Annotated in this window: 15 protein-coding genes and 1 pseudogene; 10 read left to right on the top strand and 6 right to left on the bottom strand. The window is 69.0% G+C overall.

Annotation, left to right across the window (positions count from 1 at the left end; translation table 11 throughout):
- The first annotated feature begins 91 nt into the window (after positions 1–91).
- From ACQ1RG_RS04245 to ACQ1RG_RS04230, 4 genes are all read left to right on the top strand, one after another.
- Positions 92–820 carry a type 1 glutamine amidotransferase domain-containing protein gene (locus ACQ1RG_RS04245; RefSeq protein ID WP_009376817.1) on the top strand — a complete coding sequence of 243 codons (729 nt, stop codon included), beginning with the start codon at positions 92–94 and terminating at the stop codon, positions 818–820.
- Positions 817–1,608 (top strand): SDR family NAD(P)-dependent oxidoreductase, encoded by a 792-nt coding sequence (locus ACQ1RG_RS04240; protein WP_009376815.1) that lies wholly within the window; start codon positions 817–819, stop codon positions 1,606–1,608. Before ACQ1RG_RS04245 ends, ACQ1RG_RS04240 begins: the two co-directional genes overlap by 4 nt.
- A 19-nt stretch (positions 1,609–1,627) precedes the next feature.
- Positions 1,628–2,074, top strand: a complete 447-nt coding sequence (locus tag ACQ1RG_RS04235) for a hypothetical protein (protein ID WP_009376813.1) — start codon at positions 1,628–1,630, stop codon at positions 2,072–2,074.
- Between the two features lie 80 nt (positions 2,075–2,154).
- Positions 2,155–2,598: an acyl-CoA thioesterase gene (locus ACQ1RG_RS04230; RefSeq protein ID WP_223289833.1), complete on the top strand. Its 444-nt coding sequence runs from the start codon at positions 2,155–2,157 to the stop codon at positions 2,596–2,598.
- Positions 2,599–2,614: 16 nt separating this feature from the next.
- Here ACQ1RG_RS04230 and ACQ1RG_RS04225 read toward each other — a convergent pair whose 3' ends face one another.
- The 4 genes from ACQ1RG_RS04225 to ACQ1RG_RS04210 form a co-directional block, all read right to left on the bottom strand.
- Positions 2,615–3,283: an HAD family hydrolase gene (locus tag ACQ1RG_RS04225; RefSeq protein WP_063250363.1), complete on the bottom strand. Its 669-nt coding sequence runs from the start codon at positions 3,281–3,283 to the stop codon at positions 2,615–2,617.
- 51 nt (positions 3,284–3,334) lie between these two features.
- Positions 3,335–4,114 carry a DeoR/GlpR family DNA-binding transcription regulator gene (locus tag ACQ1RG_RS04220; RefSeq protein ID WP_009376807.1) on the bottom strand — a complete coding sequence of 260 codons (780 nt, stop codon included), beginning with the start codon at positions 4,112–4,114 and terminating at the stop codon, positions 3,335–3,337.
- A 209-nt stretch (positions 4,115–4,323) separates the two neighbouring features.
- A complete protein-coding gene (locus ACQ1RG_RS04215; RefSeq protein ID WP_063250362.1) occupies positions 4,324–5,697 on the bottom strand; it encodes a putative PEP-binding protein in 1,374 nt (457 codons plus the stop codon).
- Between the two features lie 486 nt (positions 5,698–6,183).
- Positions 6,184–6,387, bottom strand: a complete 204-nt coding sequence (locus tag ACQ1RG_RS04210) for a cold-shock protein (RefSeq protein ID WP_009376805.1) — start codon at positions 6,385–6,387, stop codon at positions 6,184–6,186.
- 300 nt (positions 6,388–6,687) lie between these two features.
- On the opposite strand from ACQ1RG_RS04210, the gene ACQ1RG_RS04205 reads away from it, so the two are divergent.
- From ACQ1RG_RS04205 to nrfD, 6 genes and pseudogenes are all read left to right on the top strand, one after another.
- On the top strand, positions 6,688–7,437 hold the full coding sequence (locus ACQ1RG_RS04205) for an ABC transporter permease (protein ID WP_197464191.1): 750 nt from the start codon (positions 6,688–6,690) through the stop codon (positions 7,435–7,437).
- Positions 7,438–7,505: 68 nt separating this feature from the next.
- A complete protein-coding gene (locus tag ACQ1RG_RS04200; RefSeq protein ID WP_101623331.1) occupies positions 7,506–7,922 on the top strand; it encodes a thioredoxin family protein in 417 nt (138 codons plus the stop codon).
- Positions 7,919–8,656, top strand: coding sequence for a class I SAM-dependent methyltransferase (locus ACQ1RG_RS04195; protein ID WP_063250360.1), 738 nt, complete (start codon positions 7,919–7,921; stop codon positions 8,654–8,656). Before ACQ1RG_RS04200 ends, ACQ1RG_RS04195 begins: the two co-directional genes overlap by 4 nt.
- A 47-nt stretch (positions 8,657–8,703) precedes the next feature.
- Positions 8,704–11,874, top strand: a pseudogene (gene fdnG / locus ACQ1RG_RS04190) (formate dehydrogenase-N subunit alpha); the annotation flags it as partial.
- A 500-nt stretch (positions 11,875–12,374) separates the two neighbouring features.
- Positions 12,375–13,481 carry a 4Fe-4S dicluster domain-containing protein gene (locus tag ACQ1RG_RS04185; protein WP_009376796.1) on the top strand — a complete coding sequence of 369 codons (1,107 nt, stop codon included), beginning with the start codon at positions 12,375–12,377 and terminating at the stop codon, positions 13,479–13,481.
- Complete coding sequence (gene nrfD, locus ACQ1RG_RS04180; protein ID WP_009376794.1) at positions 13,478–14,842, top strand: NrfD/PsrC family molybdoenzyme membrane anchor subunit; 1,365 nt, start codon at positions 13,478–13,480, stop codon at positions 14,840–14,842. The genes ACQ1RG_RS04185 and nrfD overlap by 4 nt, the downstream gene beginning before the upstream one ends.
- Before the next feature lie 490 nt (positions 14,843–15,332).
- Here the strand turns inward: nrfD and ACQ1RG_RS04175 are convergent, their stop codons facing one another.
- A complete protein-coding gene (locus tag ACQ1RG_RS04175) occupies positions 15,333–16,973 on the bottom strand; it encodes an amidohydrolase (protein WP_063250359.1) in 1,641 nt (546 codons plus the stop codon).
- A 44-nt stretch (positions 16,974–17,017) separates the two neighbouring features.
- Entirely contained in the window at positions 17,018–18,241 is a 1,224-nt protein-coding gene (locus ACQ1RG_RS04170; RefSeq protein ID WP_063250358.1) for an MFS transporter, read from the bottom strand.
- Positions 18,242–18,287 lie beyond the last annotated feature (46 nt).

The following is an 18,287-nucleotide window of genomic DNA, read 5'->3' as shown; positions in this document are numbered from 1 at the left end:
TGTGGTTCCCCCATACGTTGTAGACACCGTTAACTTTACCAAGCCGGTCGGCCGAGGAGGCCGGCGGCATCTGCGCCCGGAAGGCATTCCCATGACCTCGGTTCTCTTCGTCATCACCGCAGCCACCGGCTGGACGCTGCGCGACGGCACCGTCCACCCCACCGGCTACTGGGCCGAGGAGGTCGCCGAACCCTACCGCGTCTTCTCCGAGGCCGGATGGGACATCACCGTGGCCACCCCGGGCGGAGTCGCCCCGACCCTCGACGAGCTCAGCCTCGGCGTCGCCGGCGGCAGGCCGAAGAAGCGCCAGGAGATCCGCGACTATCTCGAGTCGATCAAGGACGTCCTCGACCATCCGGTCGCCCTCGACTCCGTCGATGAAGCCGACTACGACGTCGTCTTCTACCCCGGGGGCCACGGTCCGATGGAGGACCTCGCGGTCGACCCGGTCTCAGGCGAACTGCTCAAGCGCAGACTCGCCTCGGGCAAGCCGCTCGCCCTGCTCTGCCACGCCCCGGTCGCCGTCCTCGCAGCGACGAGCGACGACGGCACGAACGCCTTCGCGGGGCGGACGATGACCGGGCTGTCGAATGTCGAGGAACGGCTCAACCCGTTCGCCTGGAAGGCGAAGTGGCTGCTCGAGGACGCGGTCAAGGACGCGGGCATCCACTATGAGAAGGGCATCATGCCGCTGCGCCCCCATGTCGTCGTCGACGGCAGCCTCTACACGGGACAGAACCCGGCATCCGCCGAGGCGCTCGCCGACCGCATCCTCGCCGATGTCGAGGGACAGACGGCGGGCACGGGAGCAACCCGATGAGGCGCGCACCGCTCGACCACCGCGGCACCACCGCGCTCGTCACCGGCGCGAGCTCGGGTCTCGGCGCCGAGTTCGCACGCCAGTTCGCCGCGCGCGGGGCCGACCTCGTCCTCGTCGCCCGGCGCCGGGATCGGCTCGAGGCGCTCGCCGATGAACTCACGGCTGCGCATCGCATCACGGTGAACGTGTTCACTCAAGACCTCACAGCCTCCGACGGGGTGCACGGTCTCCTCTCCGACCTCGAGACCCACGGCCTCGCCGTCGACTCGCTCGTCAACAACGCCGGCTTCGGGATCACCGCCCCGTTCGCCGAGACCGATGCGCACCGCCTCGACGAGATGCTCGCCCTCAACGTCGTCGCCCTCACTCGCCTGACCAGGGCGCTGCTGCCGCAGCTGCTCAGGGCTGACCGGGGCGTCCTCGTCAACGTCGCCTCCGCTGCGGCATACCAACCGACGCCGGGCATGGCTGCGTACGGGGCGACGAAGGCCTATGTCCTCTCGCTCACCGAGGCGATCGCCGAGGAGACGCGCAGGAGCGGCCTCCGCGTCCTCGCGCTCAGTCCCGGACCCACGAGCACGGAGTTCTTCGCCGTCGCCGGCGGCGACTTCTCCCAGCCGATCAGCTTCGAGACCCCGGAGAAGGTCGTGTCCGTCGCGTTCTCCGCCCTCGACCACCCGCAACCGCGGTCGGTCATCTCGGGACTGTCCAACCGGGCGATGGTCGCCGCCGCCGGTCTCATGCCGCGCCGGCTCGCGCTCTACGCGGCCCGTCGCGCCCTCGAGTGACCGCTCGTAGGGTGGTCGTATGAGCATCGACACCGCAGAGATCACCGCATACCTCGACCGCTATGCGCGGTCGCTGAGCGATTTCGACGCCGAGGCGGCCGCGGGGCTGTGGTCGATCCCCGGCATGATCGTCGACGAGACGTTCTCCGGAGTCCTCGACTCCCGGGAGGCGATGGCCCAGGGACTCGAGCAGTCCTACCCCGTCTATCGAAAGCTCGGGCTCGCCTCCGTGGGATACGACCTCCTCGGCGAGGATCACCTGACCGAGGGGCTCGTCATGGTCCGGGTGCGCTGGGACTTCTTCGACGCCGACGGTGCCCGGCTCACCGACAGCATCGCCCACTACCTGCTCCGGCGGGAGGACGAGGGTCTGCGGGCGACCGTGTGCGTGCAGACCGACGACGTGGAGAAGCTCCAGGCGCTCGCCGCCGAGAAGGGCGTCGACCTCTTCGCTCAGGAGGAGTGACCACCCCGCGTGTCGGCGGGCGTCACTGCCTGACACATGGTCGAAAAACCGGTGAAACATCCGCTCGCTACGCTGGCCGCATGAGCGAGACGACTCTCACGGCCAGGGCCGAGACGACCGGCGGGATGAACTTCTACACGCGCAAATGGGTGCGGCCCGAGGACCTCAATGCCAACGGCTCGCTCTTCGGCGGCAGCCTGCTGCGCTGGCTCGACGAGGAGGCCGCGATCTATGCGATCGTCCAGCTCGGCAACCACCGCGTCGTCACCAAGCTCATCTCCGAGATCGAGTTCGAATCGTCTGCCCGCGAAGGCGACATCATCGAGATGGGCTTGGTCGCCACCCACTTCGGGCGCACGTCGCTGACGATGCGGGCGAAGGTCCGCAACATGATCACCCGCAGGGTCATCCTCAGCATCGACCGGCTCGTCTTCGTCGGCGTCGACGAGTTCGGCACGCCGATGCCGCACGGCTACACGACGATCACGTACAAGCGCGACCGGATGACCGCCGAGAACGGATGAGAGTCGAGGGGACCCCTCAGCGGCGAGGGGACCCGCCGGGAGCGGTGCGCTCGCCGGCGACCGGTCCGCTCGGGGCGTCGAGGACTCCGAGGGACTCGAGTTCGGTGCGCAGGTCGTCGGCGCCGGTGAAGACGATGCCGATGATCCCGAGCCGTCTGGCCGCGGCGACATTGGCCTCGAGGTCGTCGACGAAGACCGTGCGCGACGGATCGAGGTCGAAGCGGGAGAGGAGGAGCTCGAAGATCGCCGGATCAGGTTTGATGAGCTTCTCACGGCCCGAGACGACGATGTCCTCGAGCTCGCTGATCGCCGGGGCGGCCACGGGCGCATGGTGGATCGTCTCCGCCGACCAGTTCGAGAGACCGAGCAGCCGGACGCCTGCGCCTTTGAGTTCAGCGACGATGTCGGCCATCCCGGGGATCGGGCCGGTGAGCGAATGCTCGAAGCGCTCGTAGTAGCGGGCGACGATCTCCCCATGGCGGGGATCGACCCGTGCGGCGCGGTCGACCACCTCGGCGACGGTGGCCCCGTTGTCGGCGGAGACGTTGAGGGAGGCGAAGTCAGCCGCGGCGGCGAACTCCTCCCACTCGGCCCGACTCATCTCATCGGAGAGGGGACCGGTCTGGTCCCAGCCGACGAGGACCTGGCCCAAGTCGAAGACGACGGTCGTGGGGACATCGGACATCGGAGCACCGCCTCGGAGTGGATTCGTTCCCGGACCCCCTACGCTACCGCGTCAGGCGAGGAGGACCTCGACCCCGGCGGCGGTGAGTTCGGCGACCGCCTCGGGATCGGCGTCCTCGTCGGTGACGAGGACATCGATGTCCTCGAGCGGGCAGATGCGCACGAAAGCGCTCTTGCCGATCTTGGAACTGTCGGCGACGACGACGACCTGCTTCGCGCGGGAGGCGAGGACTCCGTTGATGCTCGCCTCGCCCTCATCGTGGGTCGTCGCCCCATAGCCGAGAGCGACGCCGTCGACGCCGAGGAAGACGAGGTCGAGGTTGAGCTGGGAGATGACGTCGTAGGCGATCGGGCCGATGAGCTCGTTCGACTGGGGGCGGGCGACCCCGCCGGCGACGACGAGCTTGATGTGCTGGCGCACCGTGAGGAGGTTGGCGATGTTGACGGCGTTGGTGACGACGGTGAGCCGGCTGTCGTAGGTGTGGTGGACGAGATCGGCGCGTTGGGCGAGCGCCTGCGCGGTCTCGCTCACGGTCGTGCCGCCGTTCATCCCCACGGTCATGCCCGGTTTGACGAGTGAGGCGCTGAGCGAACCGATCCGCTCCTTCTCATTCGCCCGCTGCGCTGACTTGTACTTGATCGGAAGGTCGGCGACCCCGGAGGACACGGCCCCGCCCCGCGTGCGCGTGAGCAGCTGCTGTGCCGAGAGGTGGTCGAGATCGCGACGGACAGTCGCCGTCGAGACCGCAAGCCTGTCGGCGAGCTCGTTGACGCTCATGTGATCGTTCTCAGCGAGGAGCTCGAGTACTGCGTTGAGACGCTCATATCGCATCGCGCAACCTCCTGTGCTCCTATGGCATACCGAATGTTGTGCATGAGCGTAGCACTCGGCTTCTCGTCGCGATCAGGCGGAATGCCGTGAGTGGGGAATCTCGAGGAGTTCGGCGAGCGTGGCCGCTCCCGCGCCTCCGGGCGTGTCCTCGTCAGCAGCATCCTCGTCTCCCTCGCTGGTGGGCAGCAGTGGTCGTCAGTCGGTGCGATTCAGGCTCGGTGGGTGGGCTCAGGGGTGCGCAGGTCGGCGGTCGCGAGCGCATGCCGGGCGGCTGCCCGCGCCGCGCTCGCCGAGGAGGCGCCGAGCGCGGCGACGGCCATCGCCTGGCACTGACCGTGGTCGGATTCCCCGATCGCCTCAGCGACCGCGGGCAGCGCCCGCGGCGACATCGACAGCGAGGTCACACCGAGTCCGACGAGCACGCATGCGAGGAGCGGGTCGGCAGCCGCCTCGCCGCACACCCCGACGGGTTTGCCGTGCGCGGTTCCCGCCACGGCGACGGTGCGCACGAGGCGGAGGACCGCGGGCTGCCACGGATCGTTGAGCTCGGCCACGGCACCGAGCTCCCTGTCGGCTGCCATGGTGTACTGCGTGAGGTCGTTCGTCCCGATCGAGACGAAGTCGCATTCGGCGAGGATCGCGTCGGCCATCACCGCTGCCGCGGGCACCTCGATCATCACCCCGGCACGGGAGATGCCGTAGCGCCGGGCGATCATGCGGAAACCCCTGGCTTCGGCAGGGGTCGAAATCATCGGCGCCATCACCCAGGGGTCCACATCCTGCACGCGGGCGGCGATGGCGATCGCCCGCAGCTGGTCCTCGAGCAGATTCGTCGTCGCCCGATATCCCCGGACCCCGAGCGCGGGATTGCGTTCGCCGAGGCCGTGTGACGGGGGCATCGTCGTATCCGTGCCCGTGTCGAGGGTGCGCAGGATGACCTTGCGCTCCGGGACCTCGGCGAGCACAGAGGAGTAGAGCCGCGCCTGGACCTCGATGCTCGGTTGCCGGGTGCGCGTGCGGAAGGCGAGTTCGGTGCGGAAGAGCCCGATTCCGTCGGCCTCGCACGCGGCCACCTCGGCCGCTCCGGCTGCGTCGCCGACGTTGCCGAGGAGTTCGACAGGGTATCCGTCGGCGGTGCGGGTGCCGCCGACGCTGCGTTGTGCGGCCGGTGCCGCTGTGCTGCGGGCGGGTGACTCCGTGACGTCCGCGACGCGGACCCGGCCGGTCCCGCCGTCGACGCGGACGCGCATGCCGGTGCGCAGGGCGGTGGCTCCGGCGGCGACGACAGCGGGGATGCCCAGAGACCGGGCGACGATCGACGTGTGGCTCATCGGACCTCCGGCCTCGGTGATGAGCCCTGCGACGAGATCGGGATTGAGGCCGGCGGCGTCCGCGGCGGAGAGATCGCGGGCGATGAGCACGGTGGGCTCACGGAGCTCGGGGACACCGCCGGCCGCCTCCGACTCTCCGTTCTCGGTCAGCGTCTGCGTGCGCGGGGGTCCGAGCCTCGGTGCCATGAGCTGCACGACGCCGACGCCCGTGCCCGGGCTGACACCGAGTCCGGTGACCACCTCGGCGCTCACTGGGAGGGACTCCCGGACGTGGAGAGCGGGGTGGCCATCGTTGACTCCTCAACGGTCTGCAGCGAGCGCGGGGTCTGCCGTGCGACAGCGAAGGACTCCGCCAAGAACATGAGCAGAGTTGCATAAAAATGCACAAAAAGTCAACGGAATGATCGAAAGTCTCACGCTGTGAGCATCGTGGGGCAACGGATTCCGCAGGCTGAACAGACCGGGAGGATTGCCATAGAATCACTGGTCAGAGAAGCATCCCTCCCGCTATCAGCCTCATCGTCAGCGGCGCGGGCGACGGAAATCGTCGGTGCGCTGCCATCGGGACTGTGATCGGTTGAGTGACGATTCGATCATCTTCGATCATCGAGAGGATCGGCATATGTGCTCGAAGCGGCCGGTGACAGCAGACATGCTGTCACCGGCCGCTCCGATCCGCGTCGGGACGATCAGCGCGGAGGCGTCGACCGTCCCGAGGGAGTCTCTGGGCTGGTGGGCTCAGAGGGGGCGAACGGTCGTGGCCTGGAGGCCCTTCTGTCCCATCTCGGACTCGAATTCGACGTTCTGTCCCTCGACGAGCTCGCGGTAACCGGTCGATTCGATGGCGGAGTAGTGCGTGAAGACATCGGCCGAACCGTCGTCAGGCTGGATGAATCCGTAGCCCTTCTCCGCGTTGAACCATTTCACGGTACCTGTGGTCATATTCTTTGTATCCTTATTCAACTGCGACCGCCGGAGCGGTCTTGATGGTCGGATCCGAGACGGATCCGGCTGTTCACACACAGGGGTCCGAGCGATGGTCGGCGGGTGCCGCACATCGCCGGGCCGTGAGGTGTGAGTTTTCCGTCGGAGGACGCGCGGACGAACCGCAGGTCCGACGGAGATCTGGGGGAGGCGTCGATGCACGACGCGTATGAGAAGGGAGAAGAGGGAAATGAAGCGATGCCCCCACCCTAGCAGAGTCCGCCGGTGCACGGTCGCGCGGCATCCTAGACTGTCCTCGTGACGATCACCGAGGTCCTTCCCTTCCTGGGCGGCATCACCGTCCTCCTCGTCATCACTTTGGCCGTCCTCCGGTTCGCCGAGGTGGGGCTCGGATGGCTGCCCGTCGTGGCGATCGTGCGCGCCGTCGTCCAGCTCGCCCTCGTCGCCCTGCTCCTGTCCGGGGCGCTCACCGCCTGGTGGTCGGTCGCCGCCTTCGTCGGTCTCATGCTCACGACTGCCTCGGTGACCTCCCTGCGTCGGGCCCGCGGGCTTCCGCGCGGACCGCTCGGCGCCGTCCTCGGCGTCGTCATCGGCACCCTCGTCACCCTCGGGCTCGTCCTCGTCCTCGGACTCGTCGATCTCCGGTTCGAACGGATCATCGCGATCGCCGGCATCGTCTCGGGCAACGCGATGACCGTGGCCACGCTGTCGATGCGCCGCTTCGCCTCCGATCTCCACACCGGCTGGGGCGAGGTCGAGGCGTGGCTCTCCCTCGGTGCCCAGCCTCGGCGGGCCGGGAAGCGGCTGCGGCAGACCGCGGTGCGCGAAGCCCTCCTGCCCAACCTCGACCAGACGAAGAACACGGGGCTCGTCACCCTGCCGGGCGCGTTCGTCGGCGCGCTCTTCGCCGGCGCGGCACCGCTCGAGGCCGCCCAGTTCCAGATCGTCGTCCTCACAGCGATCATGCTCGCCGGGGCGATCACTGCCGTCGTCGCCACGCAGGTCGCCTCCGGGGTCGCCTTCAAGCCGGCGGAACCAGCACAGTGAACCCTGCTGAAAAGGACAGATGCCTCCATGTGCAGACAGCGCCCATGATCCGGGTTTAGACTGCCCAGATGTCTACGATCGAGATCACCCAGGACAACTTCGAGACGACCATCAACGACAACTCCATCGTCCTCCTCGACTTCTGGGCCGCCTGGTGCGGCCCGTGCCGCCAGTTCGCCCCCGTCTTCGAGCAGGCCTCCGACGCCAATCCCGACATCGCCTTCGGCAAGATCGACACCGAGGCCCAGCAGGAACTCGCCGGGCTCTTCGCCGTCACCTCGATTCCCACCCTCGTCGCCTTCCGTGACGGCATCGTCGTCTTCGCCCAGCCCGGAGCGCTCGCCGCCCCGCAGCTCGAGCAGGTCATCACCGGGGTCAAGGACCTCGACATGGATGCCGTCCGCGCCGAGATCGCCCAGCGCGAAGCCGCATCCGGCTCCGACGGCGCGAACGAGGGAGCGACCGAACCCGGTCAGGAGAGGTGAGCCGCAGACCGCATCCGGGGTCGGCTGGTGAGTGGGAGGAGCGCTACGCCGGCACCGAGGCGGTGTGGTCGGGCGACCCGAACCCCTCCCTCGTCGACGTCGTCACCGAGCTCGACCTCTCGCCCGGTCGCAGCCTCGACGTCGGTTGCGGCGAGGGCGCCGACGTCCTCTGGCTCGCCGCCCGAGGCTGGCAGGCGGTGGGCATCGACGTGTCCGCGACCGCCATCGACCGAGCCCGCGCCGCCGCTGCGGCCGCCGGGACGAGCGCGGACTTCGCGGTCGCCAACCTCACCGACTGGGCCGGAGCGACCGACGCCCGGAGAGCGGCAGCATTCCCTCGCCGAGGCGGCTTCGACCTCGTCACCGGATGCTTCCTCCACACCCGGATTCCCGACACGCGCGAGGAGCTCCTCTCCCGCCTCGGCGAATTCGTCGCCCCCGGCGGACACCTCATCCTCATCTCCCATGCCGGGATCCCGCCGTGGGCCGCCGGCCACTCCGGCGGTGGCGACGGGTCGCATGACCACGATGCCGGCCGCGACGCCCATGCTGGTCACGACGCCCACGACGAGAACGACTTCCGCGGTCCGGAGGAGGACTTCGCCCTGCTCAAGGCGAGCGGAACCGGGGACTGGGAGCTCGACCTCGGCGAGATCCGCACCCGTGCGGTGACCGCTCCGGACGGCTCCTCAGTCGACCTCGACGACGGCATCCTCGTGGCAAGGAAAGTTTAGGCATTCTTCACTACACGACGTAGAGGTCGCGGGGGTAGGATGACGCCATGGCTCGGTTCAGCTTCCTCGAGTGGCCGGTACTCCGGCAGTTCCGTTCGTCCGACCCGACTGGACGCGGCGAATCCGTCGTGTCCCCGCAGACGCGCAACACGGTGCCGCGGACGAGGACGGCCGACAAGGTCGTCCAGTCGGTCTGCCCCTACTGCGCCGTCGGCTGCGGTCAGCGGATCTTCGTCAAGGACGACAAGGTCGTCGGCATCGAAGGCGACCCCGACTCGCCGATCTCCCGCGGACGCCTGTGTCCGAAGGGCTCGGCGAGCGAGCAGCTCGTCAACAACCCCTCCCGACAGACCGAAGTCCTCTACCGCGCCCCCAAGGGCAGGGACTGGCAGAAGCTCGACCTGAGCACCGCGATCGACATGATCGCCGACCGCTTCATCGAAGCCCGCCGCAACCACTGGGAGGACGTCGACGACAAAGGTCACCCGCTGCGGCGGACGATGGGGATCGCCAGCCTCGGCGGGGCGACCATCGACAACGAGGAGAACTACTTCGCGAAGAAGCTCTTCACCGCGGCCGGGGCGATCCAGATCGAGAACCAGGCCCGCATATGACACTCCGCCACGGTTCCCAGTCTGGGAACCTCATTCGGGCGCGGCGGCGCCACTCAGCCCGTCCAGGACATGGCGAATGCCGACTGCATCGTCATCCAGGGCTCGAACATGGCCGAATGCCATCCGGTGGGATACCAGTGGGTGACTGAGGCCAAGGCTCGGGGTGCACGGATCATCCACGTCGATCCGCGCTTCACCCGGACCACGGCGGTGGCCGACAAGCACGTCCCGATCCGGGCCGGCTCGGACATCGTCCTCCTCGGTGCGCTCATCAACCGCGTCATCTCCGACGGGCTCTACTTCGAGGAGTACGTCCGCGCGTACACGAACGCGACGAACCTCATCAGCGACAACTACCTCGATCCCGAGGACCTCGACGGGCTCTTCTCCGGCTACGATCCGGCGACGAACTCGTACGACAACTCGACGTGGGCCTACCAGACCGACGAGGCGGGCGTGGCCCTGCGCGATCCCAACCTCAAGGACCCGCGCAGCGTCTTCCAGATCCTCGCCCGCCACTACTCGCGCTACACCCCTGAGATGGTCGCCGACAACTGCGGCATCTCGGAGGCCGACTTCGAGTATCTGCTCGAGTCGATCACGACGAACTCCGGACGCGACCGGACGACGTGCTTCGCCTACGCCGTCGGCTGGACCCAGCACTCGCTCGGCGCGCAGTTCATCCGCACCGCCTCGATCCTCCAGCTCCTGCTCGGCAACATGGGCCGCCCGGGCGGCGGCATCATGGCGCTGCGAGGACACGCGACGATCCAGGGCTCGACGGACATCCCGACGCTGTTCAACCTCCTGCCCGGCTACCTGCCGATGCCGAGCGCCGGGGTCCATGACACGTTCGACGACTACGTCGCCGCCGTCGGCACCCCGGAGACCCACAAGGGCTACTGGGCCAACGGACGCAGCTACGTCGTCAACCTGCTCAAGGCCTGGTGGGGCGATGCGGCGGCACCGGAGAACAACTTCGCCTTCGACTACCTGCCGCGGATCAACGGCGCCCACGGGACCTACCAGACCCAGGTGCGCATGCTCAACGACGGCGTCGACGGCTACTTCATCCTCGGCCAGAACCCGGCCGTGGGATCGGCGAACGGGCGCATGCAGCGCATGGCGATGAGCCATCTCAAGTGGATGGTCGTGCGCGACTTCAGCCTCATCGAATCCGCCACGTGGTGGAAGGACGGCCCGGAGATCGCGACCGGGGAGCTGAAGACCGAGGACATCGACACCGAGGTGTTCTTCCTCCCCGCCGCCAACCACACCGAGAAGGCCGGGACGTTCACCCAGACCCAGCGCCTCGTCCAGTGGCGTCACAAGGCGGTCAATCCGCCGGGCGATGCGCAGAGCGAACTCGAGTTCTTCTTCGAACTCGGCAATCGGGTGCGAGAGAAGCTCAAGGACTCCGACGATCCGCGCGACCGGCCGCTCCTCGACCTCACGTGGGACTACCCCCTCGACGAGGACGGCGAGGTCGACGCCGAGGCAGTCCTCCGGGAGATCAACGGCTACCATGTCAGCGGCGAGAAGGCCGGGCAGCCTCTCTCCGTCTACACCGAGATGACTGACGACGGCACCACCGCCGGGGGCTGCTGGATCTACGCGGGCATCTACAAGGACGGCGTCAATCAGGCCGCCAGGCGCAAACCGCGCACCGAACAGGACGAGATGGCCCTGGAGTGGGCGTGGGCGTGGCCGGCGAACCGGCGGATCCTCTACAACCGCGCCTCGGCCGACCCCGAGGGCAAGCCGTGGTCGGAGCGGAAGAAGCTCGTGTGGTGGGACGAGGAGAAGGGCCGCTGGGTCGGAGCCGACGAACCGGACTTCCCCCTCGAACGCGAGCCCTCAGCGCACTCCGACGTCCCCTTCGGCGGGCCCAGCCAACTCGACGGCGACGACCCGTTCATCATGCAGGCCGATGGCAAGGGCTGGCTCTTCGCACCCAGCGGCATGGTCGACGGTCCGCTGCCGACCCACTACGAACCGCAGGAGTCGGGGACGAGCAACCCGCTCTACACCCAGCAGAACAACCCGCTGCGCAAGATCATGCGTCGCGAGGACAACCTGTCCGCGCCCGGTGCCGGCTTCCCCGGCTCCGAGGTCTACCCCTACGTGTTCACGACCTACCGGCTCACCGAGCACCACACGGCCGGCGGCATGTCACGGTGGCTGTCCTACCTCTCCGAACTCCAACCGGAGATGTTCTGCGAGGTCTCACCGCAACTCGCCGAGGAACTCGGCCTCGAACCGTACGGGTGGGCGACACTCGTCTCCCCGCGCGGAGCGATCGAGGCCCGTGTCCTCATCACCGAGCGGATGACGCCCCTGACCATCGGCGGACGCACCGTCCACCAGATCGGCCTGCCCTACCACTGGGGCGTCGGCGGCGACGGGGCGTGGGTCGACGGCGATTCGGCCAACGACCTCCTCGGCGTGACGATGGATCCCAACGTCTTCATCCAGAACGGCAAGTACGTCGCGGGCACCGCAATGGCGGGCAGGCGACCGCGCGGTCCCGAACTCGTCGACTTCGTCGAGAAGTTCCAGCGTGAGGCGGGGCTGACCCCCGAATCGGGCAACGAACTCGTCACCGTGCCGCCGGAGGTCGTCGACGAGGCGGCCGCCGCGGGATCCCCGGCGACGACCGGCGGACACAACGAGCGCGGAGGCGACTCCGCGGTCGGCGTCACCCCCGGTCGCACGTACGGTGCCGACGAGAGCGGAGACTCCGGCGGCGCCTCGGCGAAGGGGCACCGCGAGGTCACGGACTCCGGGGACTCGTCCGACGCCGTGGACGGTCAGGGCGAGGGCTCGGCCGGTTCGGACCGCCCGACATCGTCGGGAGGCACCGATGCGGTCGGCGGGTCCGAGGCTCAGTCGGGAAGCACCGACGACCAGCCGAAGAAGCGCGTCGACGCGAACTTCGCCGTCGACGGCGACCCGACCGACGGGGACCCGGACTACGGCTACGACGCCGAGGGCCGACCGTACGAACCGGTCGATCCCGAGCAGCCGGCGAACGCCTGGGAGTACGAGAAGCGAGCACGCAGACGCGACGATGAGCGCGCTGAGGAGAAAGAGGAGGACGACTGATGGCGGCACCGACGCTGGATGGCGGCACCGTCGCGGACGGCCACTGGCACGACTCGACGCACCACCGCAAGGGATTCTTCACCGACACCTCGATCTGCATCGGCTGCAAGGCGTGCGAGGTCGCGTGCAAGGAATGGAATCACAACCCGCAGGACGGCAACTTCGAGATCCTCGGGATGTCGTACGACAACACGGGTGAGCTCGGTGCCAACACGTGGCGTCACGTCGCCTTCATCGAACAGGGCAAGGAGCAGATCGAAGCGGCGAGGGAGTCGGGTCGCAAGCTCGTCAACCTCGGCATGCCCGGGATCCGCCCGCGCACGGATGAGACCTCCGGCCCCCAGCCGGTGGGCGGGGCAGGCGGAGGTCTGCCGTCGTCGCCGCAGCTCGACGTCGACCTGCTCGCCCCCGGAGCCCTCGACCCCGTCGACTTCGACGGCGTCGACACGACGCCGCCGGACACCGCGGACTTCCGCTGGCTGATGTCCTCGGATGTGTGCAAGCACTGTACGCACGCCGGCTGCCTCGACGTCTGCCCGACCGGTGCGCTCTTCCGCACCGAGTTCGACACCGTCGTCGTCCAGGCCGATGTCTGCAACGGCTGCGGCACGTGCGTGGCCGGCTGCCCGTTCGGCGTCATCGAACGCCGTGACGACGGCACGATCCGTCCGCCCACGGACCGCAACGGCAACGAGCGGCCCCTGGACACCGACGACATTCCGAACATGCACACGGCGAACAAGTGCACACTCTGCTACGACCGCCTCGTCGAGGGTCAGACCCCGGCGTGCGCGCAGACGTGCCCGACGACGTCGATCAAGTTCGGCGACCGAGAGGACATGGTCGCCCAGGCGCACGACCGCGTCGCCGAGCTCCATGCGAAGGGACTCACCGAGGCGCGCCTCTACGGGGCCAACCCCAACGACGGCGTGGGCGGCACCGGATCGGTCTTCCTCCTCCTCGACGAGCCCGAGGTCTACGGCCTGCCGCCGGACCCCAGGGTCGCGACGAAGGACCTGCCCGCGATGTTCGCCACCGCAGGCATCGCCGCGCTCGGCATGATCGCCGCGGCCGGTCTGTCCTTCCTCGGGAGCCGACGTCCATGAGCACATCCGAATACGATTCCTACCGTCCCCCTGAGCCCGAAGGCGGCCGGAAGAAGCGTCGCCGAGGCGGTCGTGGGTCCGGTTCCGGCCGTCAGGGCGGCTCCGGCGGCGGCTGGCAGAACCGCGGCGCCGACGGCGGACGCGAGATGCCGATGGTCGAGGACGTCGAGTTCACGTCCTACTACGGTCGACCCATCGTCAAACCGCCGCCATGGGGACATGAGATCTCGCTCTACCTCTTCCTCGGCGGCCTCGCCGGGGGGTCGACGCTGCTCGGGCTCGGCTCGCAGCTGAGCGACCGGCCGGGCATGCGGGCGGCGACCCGGCTGACCGCGATCACCGCGACCGCCGTCGGCGGTGCCGCGCTCGTCAAGGACCTCGGGCGTCCCGAGCGGTTCATCAACATGATGCGCGTGGTCAAGGTGAGCTCCCCGATGAGCCTCGGCACGTGGATCCTCTCCGGGTTCGGCGTCGGGGCGGGCATCACGTCCGTCATCGAGGTCGACCGGCTGACGAGGGAGAAGCTCATCCCGCTCGGTCCGTTCCGGAAGCTGCTCCACGCCCTCGAGCTGCCTGCGGCCCTCGAGTCGGCGCTGTTCGCGACCCCCCTGGCCGCGTATACGGCCGTGCTCCTCGGCGACACCGCGGTGCCGACGTGGAACGCGGCCGGCCGCAACGGACTGCCGTATGTCTTCGTGTCCTCGGCGTCACTGGCCGCCGGTGGTGCGGCGATGGCGCTCTCGCCGGTGCGCGAGGCCGAACCGGCCCGCCTGCTCGCCCTCATGGGGTCGGCCGGAGACATGTACGCGATGTCGCAGATGAAGAAGCGCATGCACCCGGTCGAGGTCGAACCGATGGAGGACGGCGAACCCGGTCACAAACTCCACCGGGCCGAGAAGCTCCTCATTGCCGGCGCGATCGGTGCCGCCGTCGTCGAGGTCGGAGCCCGCGTGTTTGCGAAGAAGCTCGGATCGCGGACCGGGGACAAGGCGCTCGGCGTCGCGAAGGGTGCGGCCAAGGGCGCTGCCTCCGGGTTGGTCTCGGGTGTCGCGTCTCTCAAGGGCGCGGGAGTCGTCAAGGCCGCAGCGAGCGGGGCGGCCGGTCGCGTCGCCGCCTCGGGTGCGGCGACGGTGGCCGCGAACAAGGCGGGCCGGAGCTGGAAGACGCGGACTCTGCTGCGGACGCTGTCCGTGGTCAGCGGTGCGGCACTGGCCGCCGCCTCGGCGTACACGCGTTTCGGTGTGCTCGAAGCCGGCATCGAGTCGACGAAGGATCCGCGCCACGTCATCGAACCCCAGCGCGCCCGCCTCGCAGAGCGCCGCGCCCGCGGCATCACCGACGACTCGATCACCACCGCGTGACCAGCGCGGTGCTCGGGGAGTTTGTGCAGCTGCGTGCGCTGGATGCGCGGGGAGTGTCGTCGCGACGCACCCTGGGCGGCACGTCATACCCTTAGCGGCAGTCCCGCGGCGGAACGCCACGTCCTCCGCGTGGCTGCGCACAAACAACCCTGAGCGCCTAATCCGAGCGTTGCACGGGTTGTTTGTGCGGCTGCGTGCGCTGGATGCGCGGGGAGTGTCGTCGCGACGCACCCTGGGCGGCACGTCATACCCTTAGCGGCAGTTCCGCGGCGGAACGCCACGTCCTCCGCGTGGTTGCGCACGAACAACCCTGAGCGCCTAATCCGAGCGGTGCACGGGTTGTTTGTGCGGCTGCACCGACAGGGTGCTTGACGGGGGTCGCCGAGAGGCACCCTGGGCATCACGACCTACCCCCAGCGCCACGTCCTCCCAGAAGCGCCACGTCCTCCCAGGAGCGGTACGACCAACCCGCCCGTCGCTTCTGCGCTCCCTACACCTCGACCGCGGGGCCCCGCCAGAGCACGTCGCCGTCGACGATCGTCTGCAGCACACGGGAGTCGAGGAGTTCGTCGCGGGCGCCGGTGAACGGGTCGACGCTGACGACGATGAGATTCGCCCGTCCGCCGGGCACGATCTCGCCGACGCCGTCGGTGAAGCCGCCCGCCTGCGCCCCGGCCCGGGTCAGCCCGTCGAGCGCCTGCGCGGGCGTGAAGGCACGCTCGGGATGGTACTCGGCGGGCCCGGGTTCGAGAGCCGAGCGCGTGGTCAGGGCGATGAAGAGATTGTGGGCGGCCTCATGGGGCGCGGTCGGAGCGTCGGTGCCGAGTGCGATCGGCACTCCCGCCTCCCGGAACCTCTGCCACGGGAAACCCGTCTCCGCACGCTCGTCGCCGAGCATCGCCTTCCAATTGCCCATGATCGCCGGATCGCAGTGGACCGGCTGCATCGACGCGGTGACCCCGAGGGCCGCCATGCGCCGGATCGTCGCCTCCGTGCACGATTCGAGGTGTTCGATGCGCGGAGTCCGGATCTTCGGGCCGTTGACCCGCACACACTCCTCGACGAGGTCGAGCGCGATCTCGCTCGCCCGATCCCCGATCGCGTGCATGGCCAGCTGCAGACCTGCGGCGTCCGCGGCCACCGCCACCGGTGCGGCGGTCTCGAACGACCAGATCGGCTCGGCATTCGACCCGTCCGCGTACGGTGCGCGCATCGCCGCGGTGCACGCATCGATGACCCCGTCGAGGATGAACTTCACCCCGGTGATCCGGAACGAGTCCGTGTCGAACCGCTCGGCGACGAGGTCGCGCACCTCGGCGGCGGGGGCGACGGCGGCAAGGTCAGCCTCTGGATCACCGGTCGGTCGGAGCAGCCAGTGCGCGCTCACAGGAAAAGGCAGCCGGCCGTCGCGCTCGAGCCGGCGGAGGAACGTCGCGAGCTCGGTCTCACCGAGAGCCATATCCGTCGCCGCCGTCACCCCGGTCTCGAGGTAGGTCGCGAACGCGAGGTCGAGGAACCGATCCCGGTCCTCGTCGGTGGTGATCTCATCGAGGTAGGCCCAGACGTACTCGATCGCCGCGCTCTCGAGGAAGAACCCGGTCGCCGCCCCCGTGCCGTCGCGGACAATCCGGCCGCCGGGTGGATCCGGCGTCGTCGCGTCGATGCCCATCGCCTCAAGCGCGGCCGTGTTCACCCACGTCGAGTGGACGTCGTTGGAATCGAGGACGACGGGGATGTCGCCGACCGCCTCGTCGATCATCGCCGCGGTCGGCTCCCCGCCCGGCACGGCTTCGAACATCCAGCTCGCGCCGAGGAGGTACTCCGCATCCGGCTGCTCCTTCCGTGCCTGTCGGAGCCGGTCCTGGATCTGCTCGAGGCTCGTGCAGTCCCGCAGCTGGACCTTGTCGAGCGCCTGGCCGAACATCGCGAGGTGCGTGTGCGCCTCGACGATGCCGGGGGTGACGAGTGCCCCGCCGAGGTCGGTGACCTCGGCGTCGGGCCCGGCCGCCGCGACGACGGACTCCCGGTCCCCGACGGCGAGGACACGGCCGGCGTCGAGGGCGACCGCCTCGGCGAGGGGGGAGTGCTCATCCCCGGTGAAGACGGTGGCGTTGGCGAAGACGGTGGTCATGATGTCCTTCCGTAGGGGGCGAGGTGCGGGGACGGCGGGCGCGGTCAGGCGGGATTCTCGCCGAGGTGGCTGAGCGTGCGTTCGACGCGGGTGGAGACGCGGGCGATCCACACGGTCGGGAGGATGACGACGAAGCTGACGATGCCCATGATGAGGCCGAAGTTCGGGATGCCGACGGACTCGATCACCCACGCGCCGATGATCGGGGCGAAGCTCGACCCGACGATGTAGGCGCCGATGAGGGGACCCGACCAGCTGCCGCGCGCGTCGAGGCCCGCGGCGGTGGCGATGAAGAGGACGAACGCGAACGCGTAGATCGTGTTGACGACGACGATGAGGACGGCGAGGGTGAGCGCATCCGTGGTCATCCCGATCCAGATCTTCGTGATCCCGCCGAGGAGGAGGGCAGCGGCGAGCGGCACAGCCCGTCCGATCCGGGTGCCGAGGAGGGTGACGACGAGCATCGCCGCGGCCCCGACGCCGGCGGCGGCGCTGAGCGCGAAGCCGAGGCTCTGCTCGCTCAGACCGACGGCGTTGCCGAGGACGGGTGCGAGCGTCCACACGGAGTCCTCGCTCGTGCCCCACACAGGGAAGACGATGAGGACGCCGATGCCGGCGAGCATGACCGTGCGCGGCGTGCGGGACCCGGCGGGCGCCTCGGCGACGATGTCTGCGGTCGAGTAGTCGGGGGTGTCGGGCAGCCACACGGTCACGGCGAGGCTGATCGCCGCGAGCAGGGCGAGGGCACCGAAGACGGTGATCTGGGCGAGCCCGATGGTGGGGATGAGGGCGAGGACGACCATGACGAGGAGACGGTTGACGACCCCGCTCGTCGCGCTCACCCGGTTGGGATTGCGGACGGCCGCGATCGCCGCGCCCGAGCTCGAGATCGCTGTGCCGACCCCGGCCCCGCCGATGATGAAGCCGGTGACCACCGCGCCCGGGGAGCCTGCGAAGGCGGCGACGAGGAAGCCGATGATCGCGACGATGAGCCCGATCGAGGCGAGCGTGCGACGGTGGGGGCCGGAGGCGAACCGCGAGGTGGCGAGGCCGACGACCGCCGAGGCGAGCAGCGCCCACGTGAGGATGTTGCCGGAGGCGATGACGTCGAAGCCGACGTCCTCGAGGACCGACATGATGAGCGGGGCGAGATTGGCCATCATCAGACCGGCGAGCGAGACGAGGAAGATCGCCGCGCCGTTGCGCAGTCCCAGCGGCACGCGCGGATCGTCGACGGTGCTCGCCTGGGTCGGTGTCGGTGAAGTCATGGACGGCCCCTTTGCCAGAAACTCAGTTAACCGAAATGTTTTCGGT

It is taken from the genome of Brevibacterium sp. K72 (genome assembly GCF_050562175.1).
GTDB lineage: Bacteria > Actinomycetota > Actinomycetes > Actinomycetales > Brevibacteriaceae > Brevibacterium > Brevibacterium casei.
Note: the sequence above shows the minus strand (reverse complement) of the source record. Positions and strands in the feature narration are given on the sequence as shown.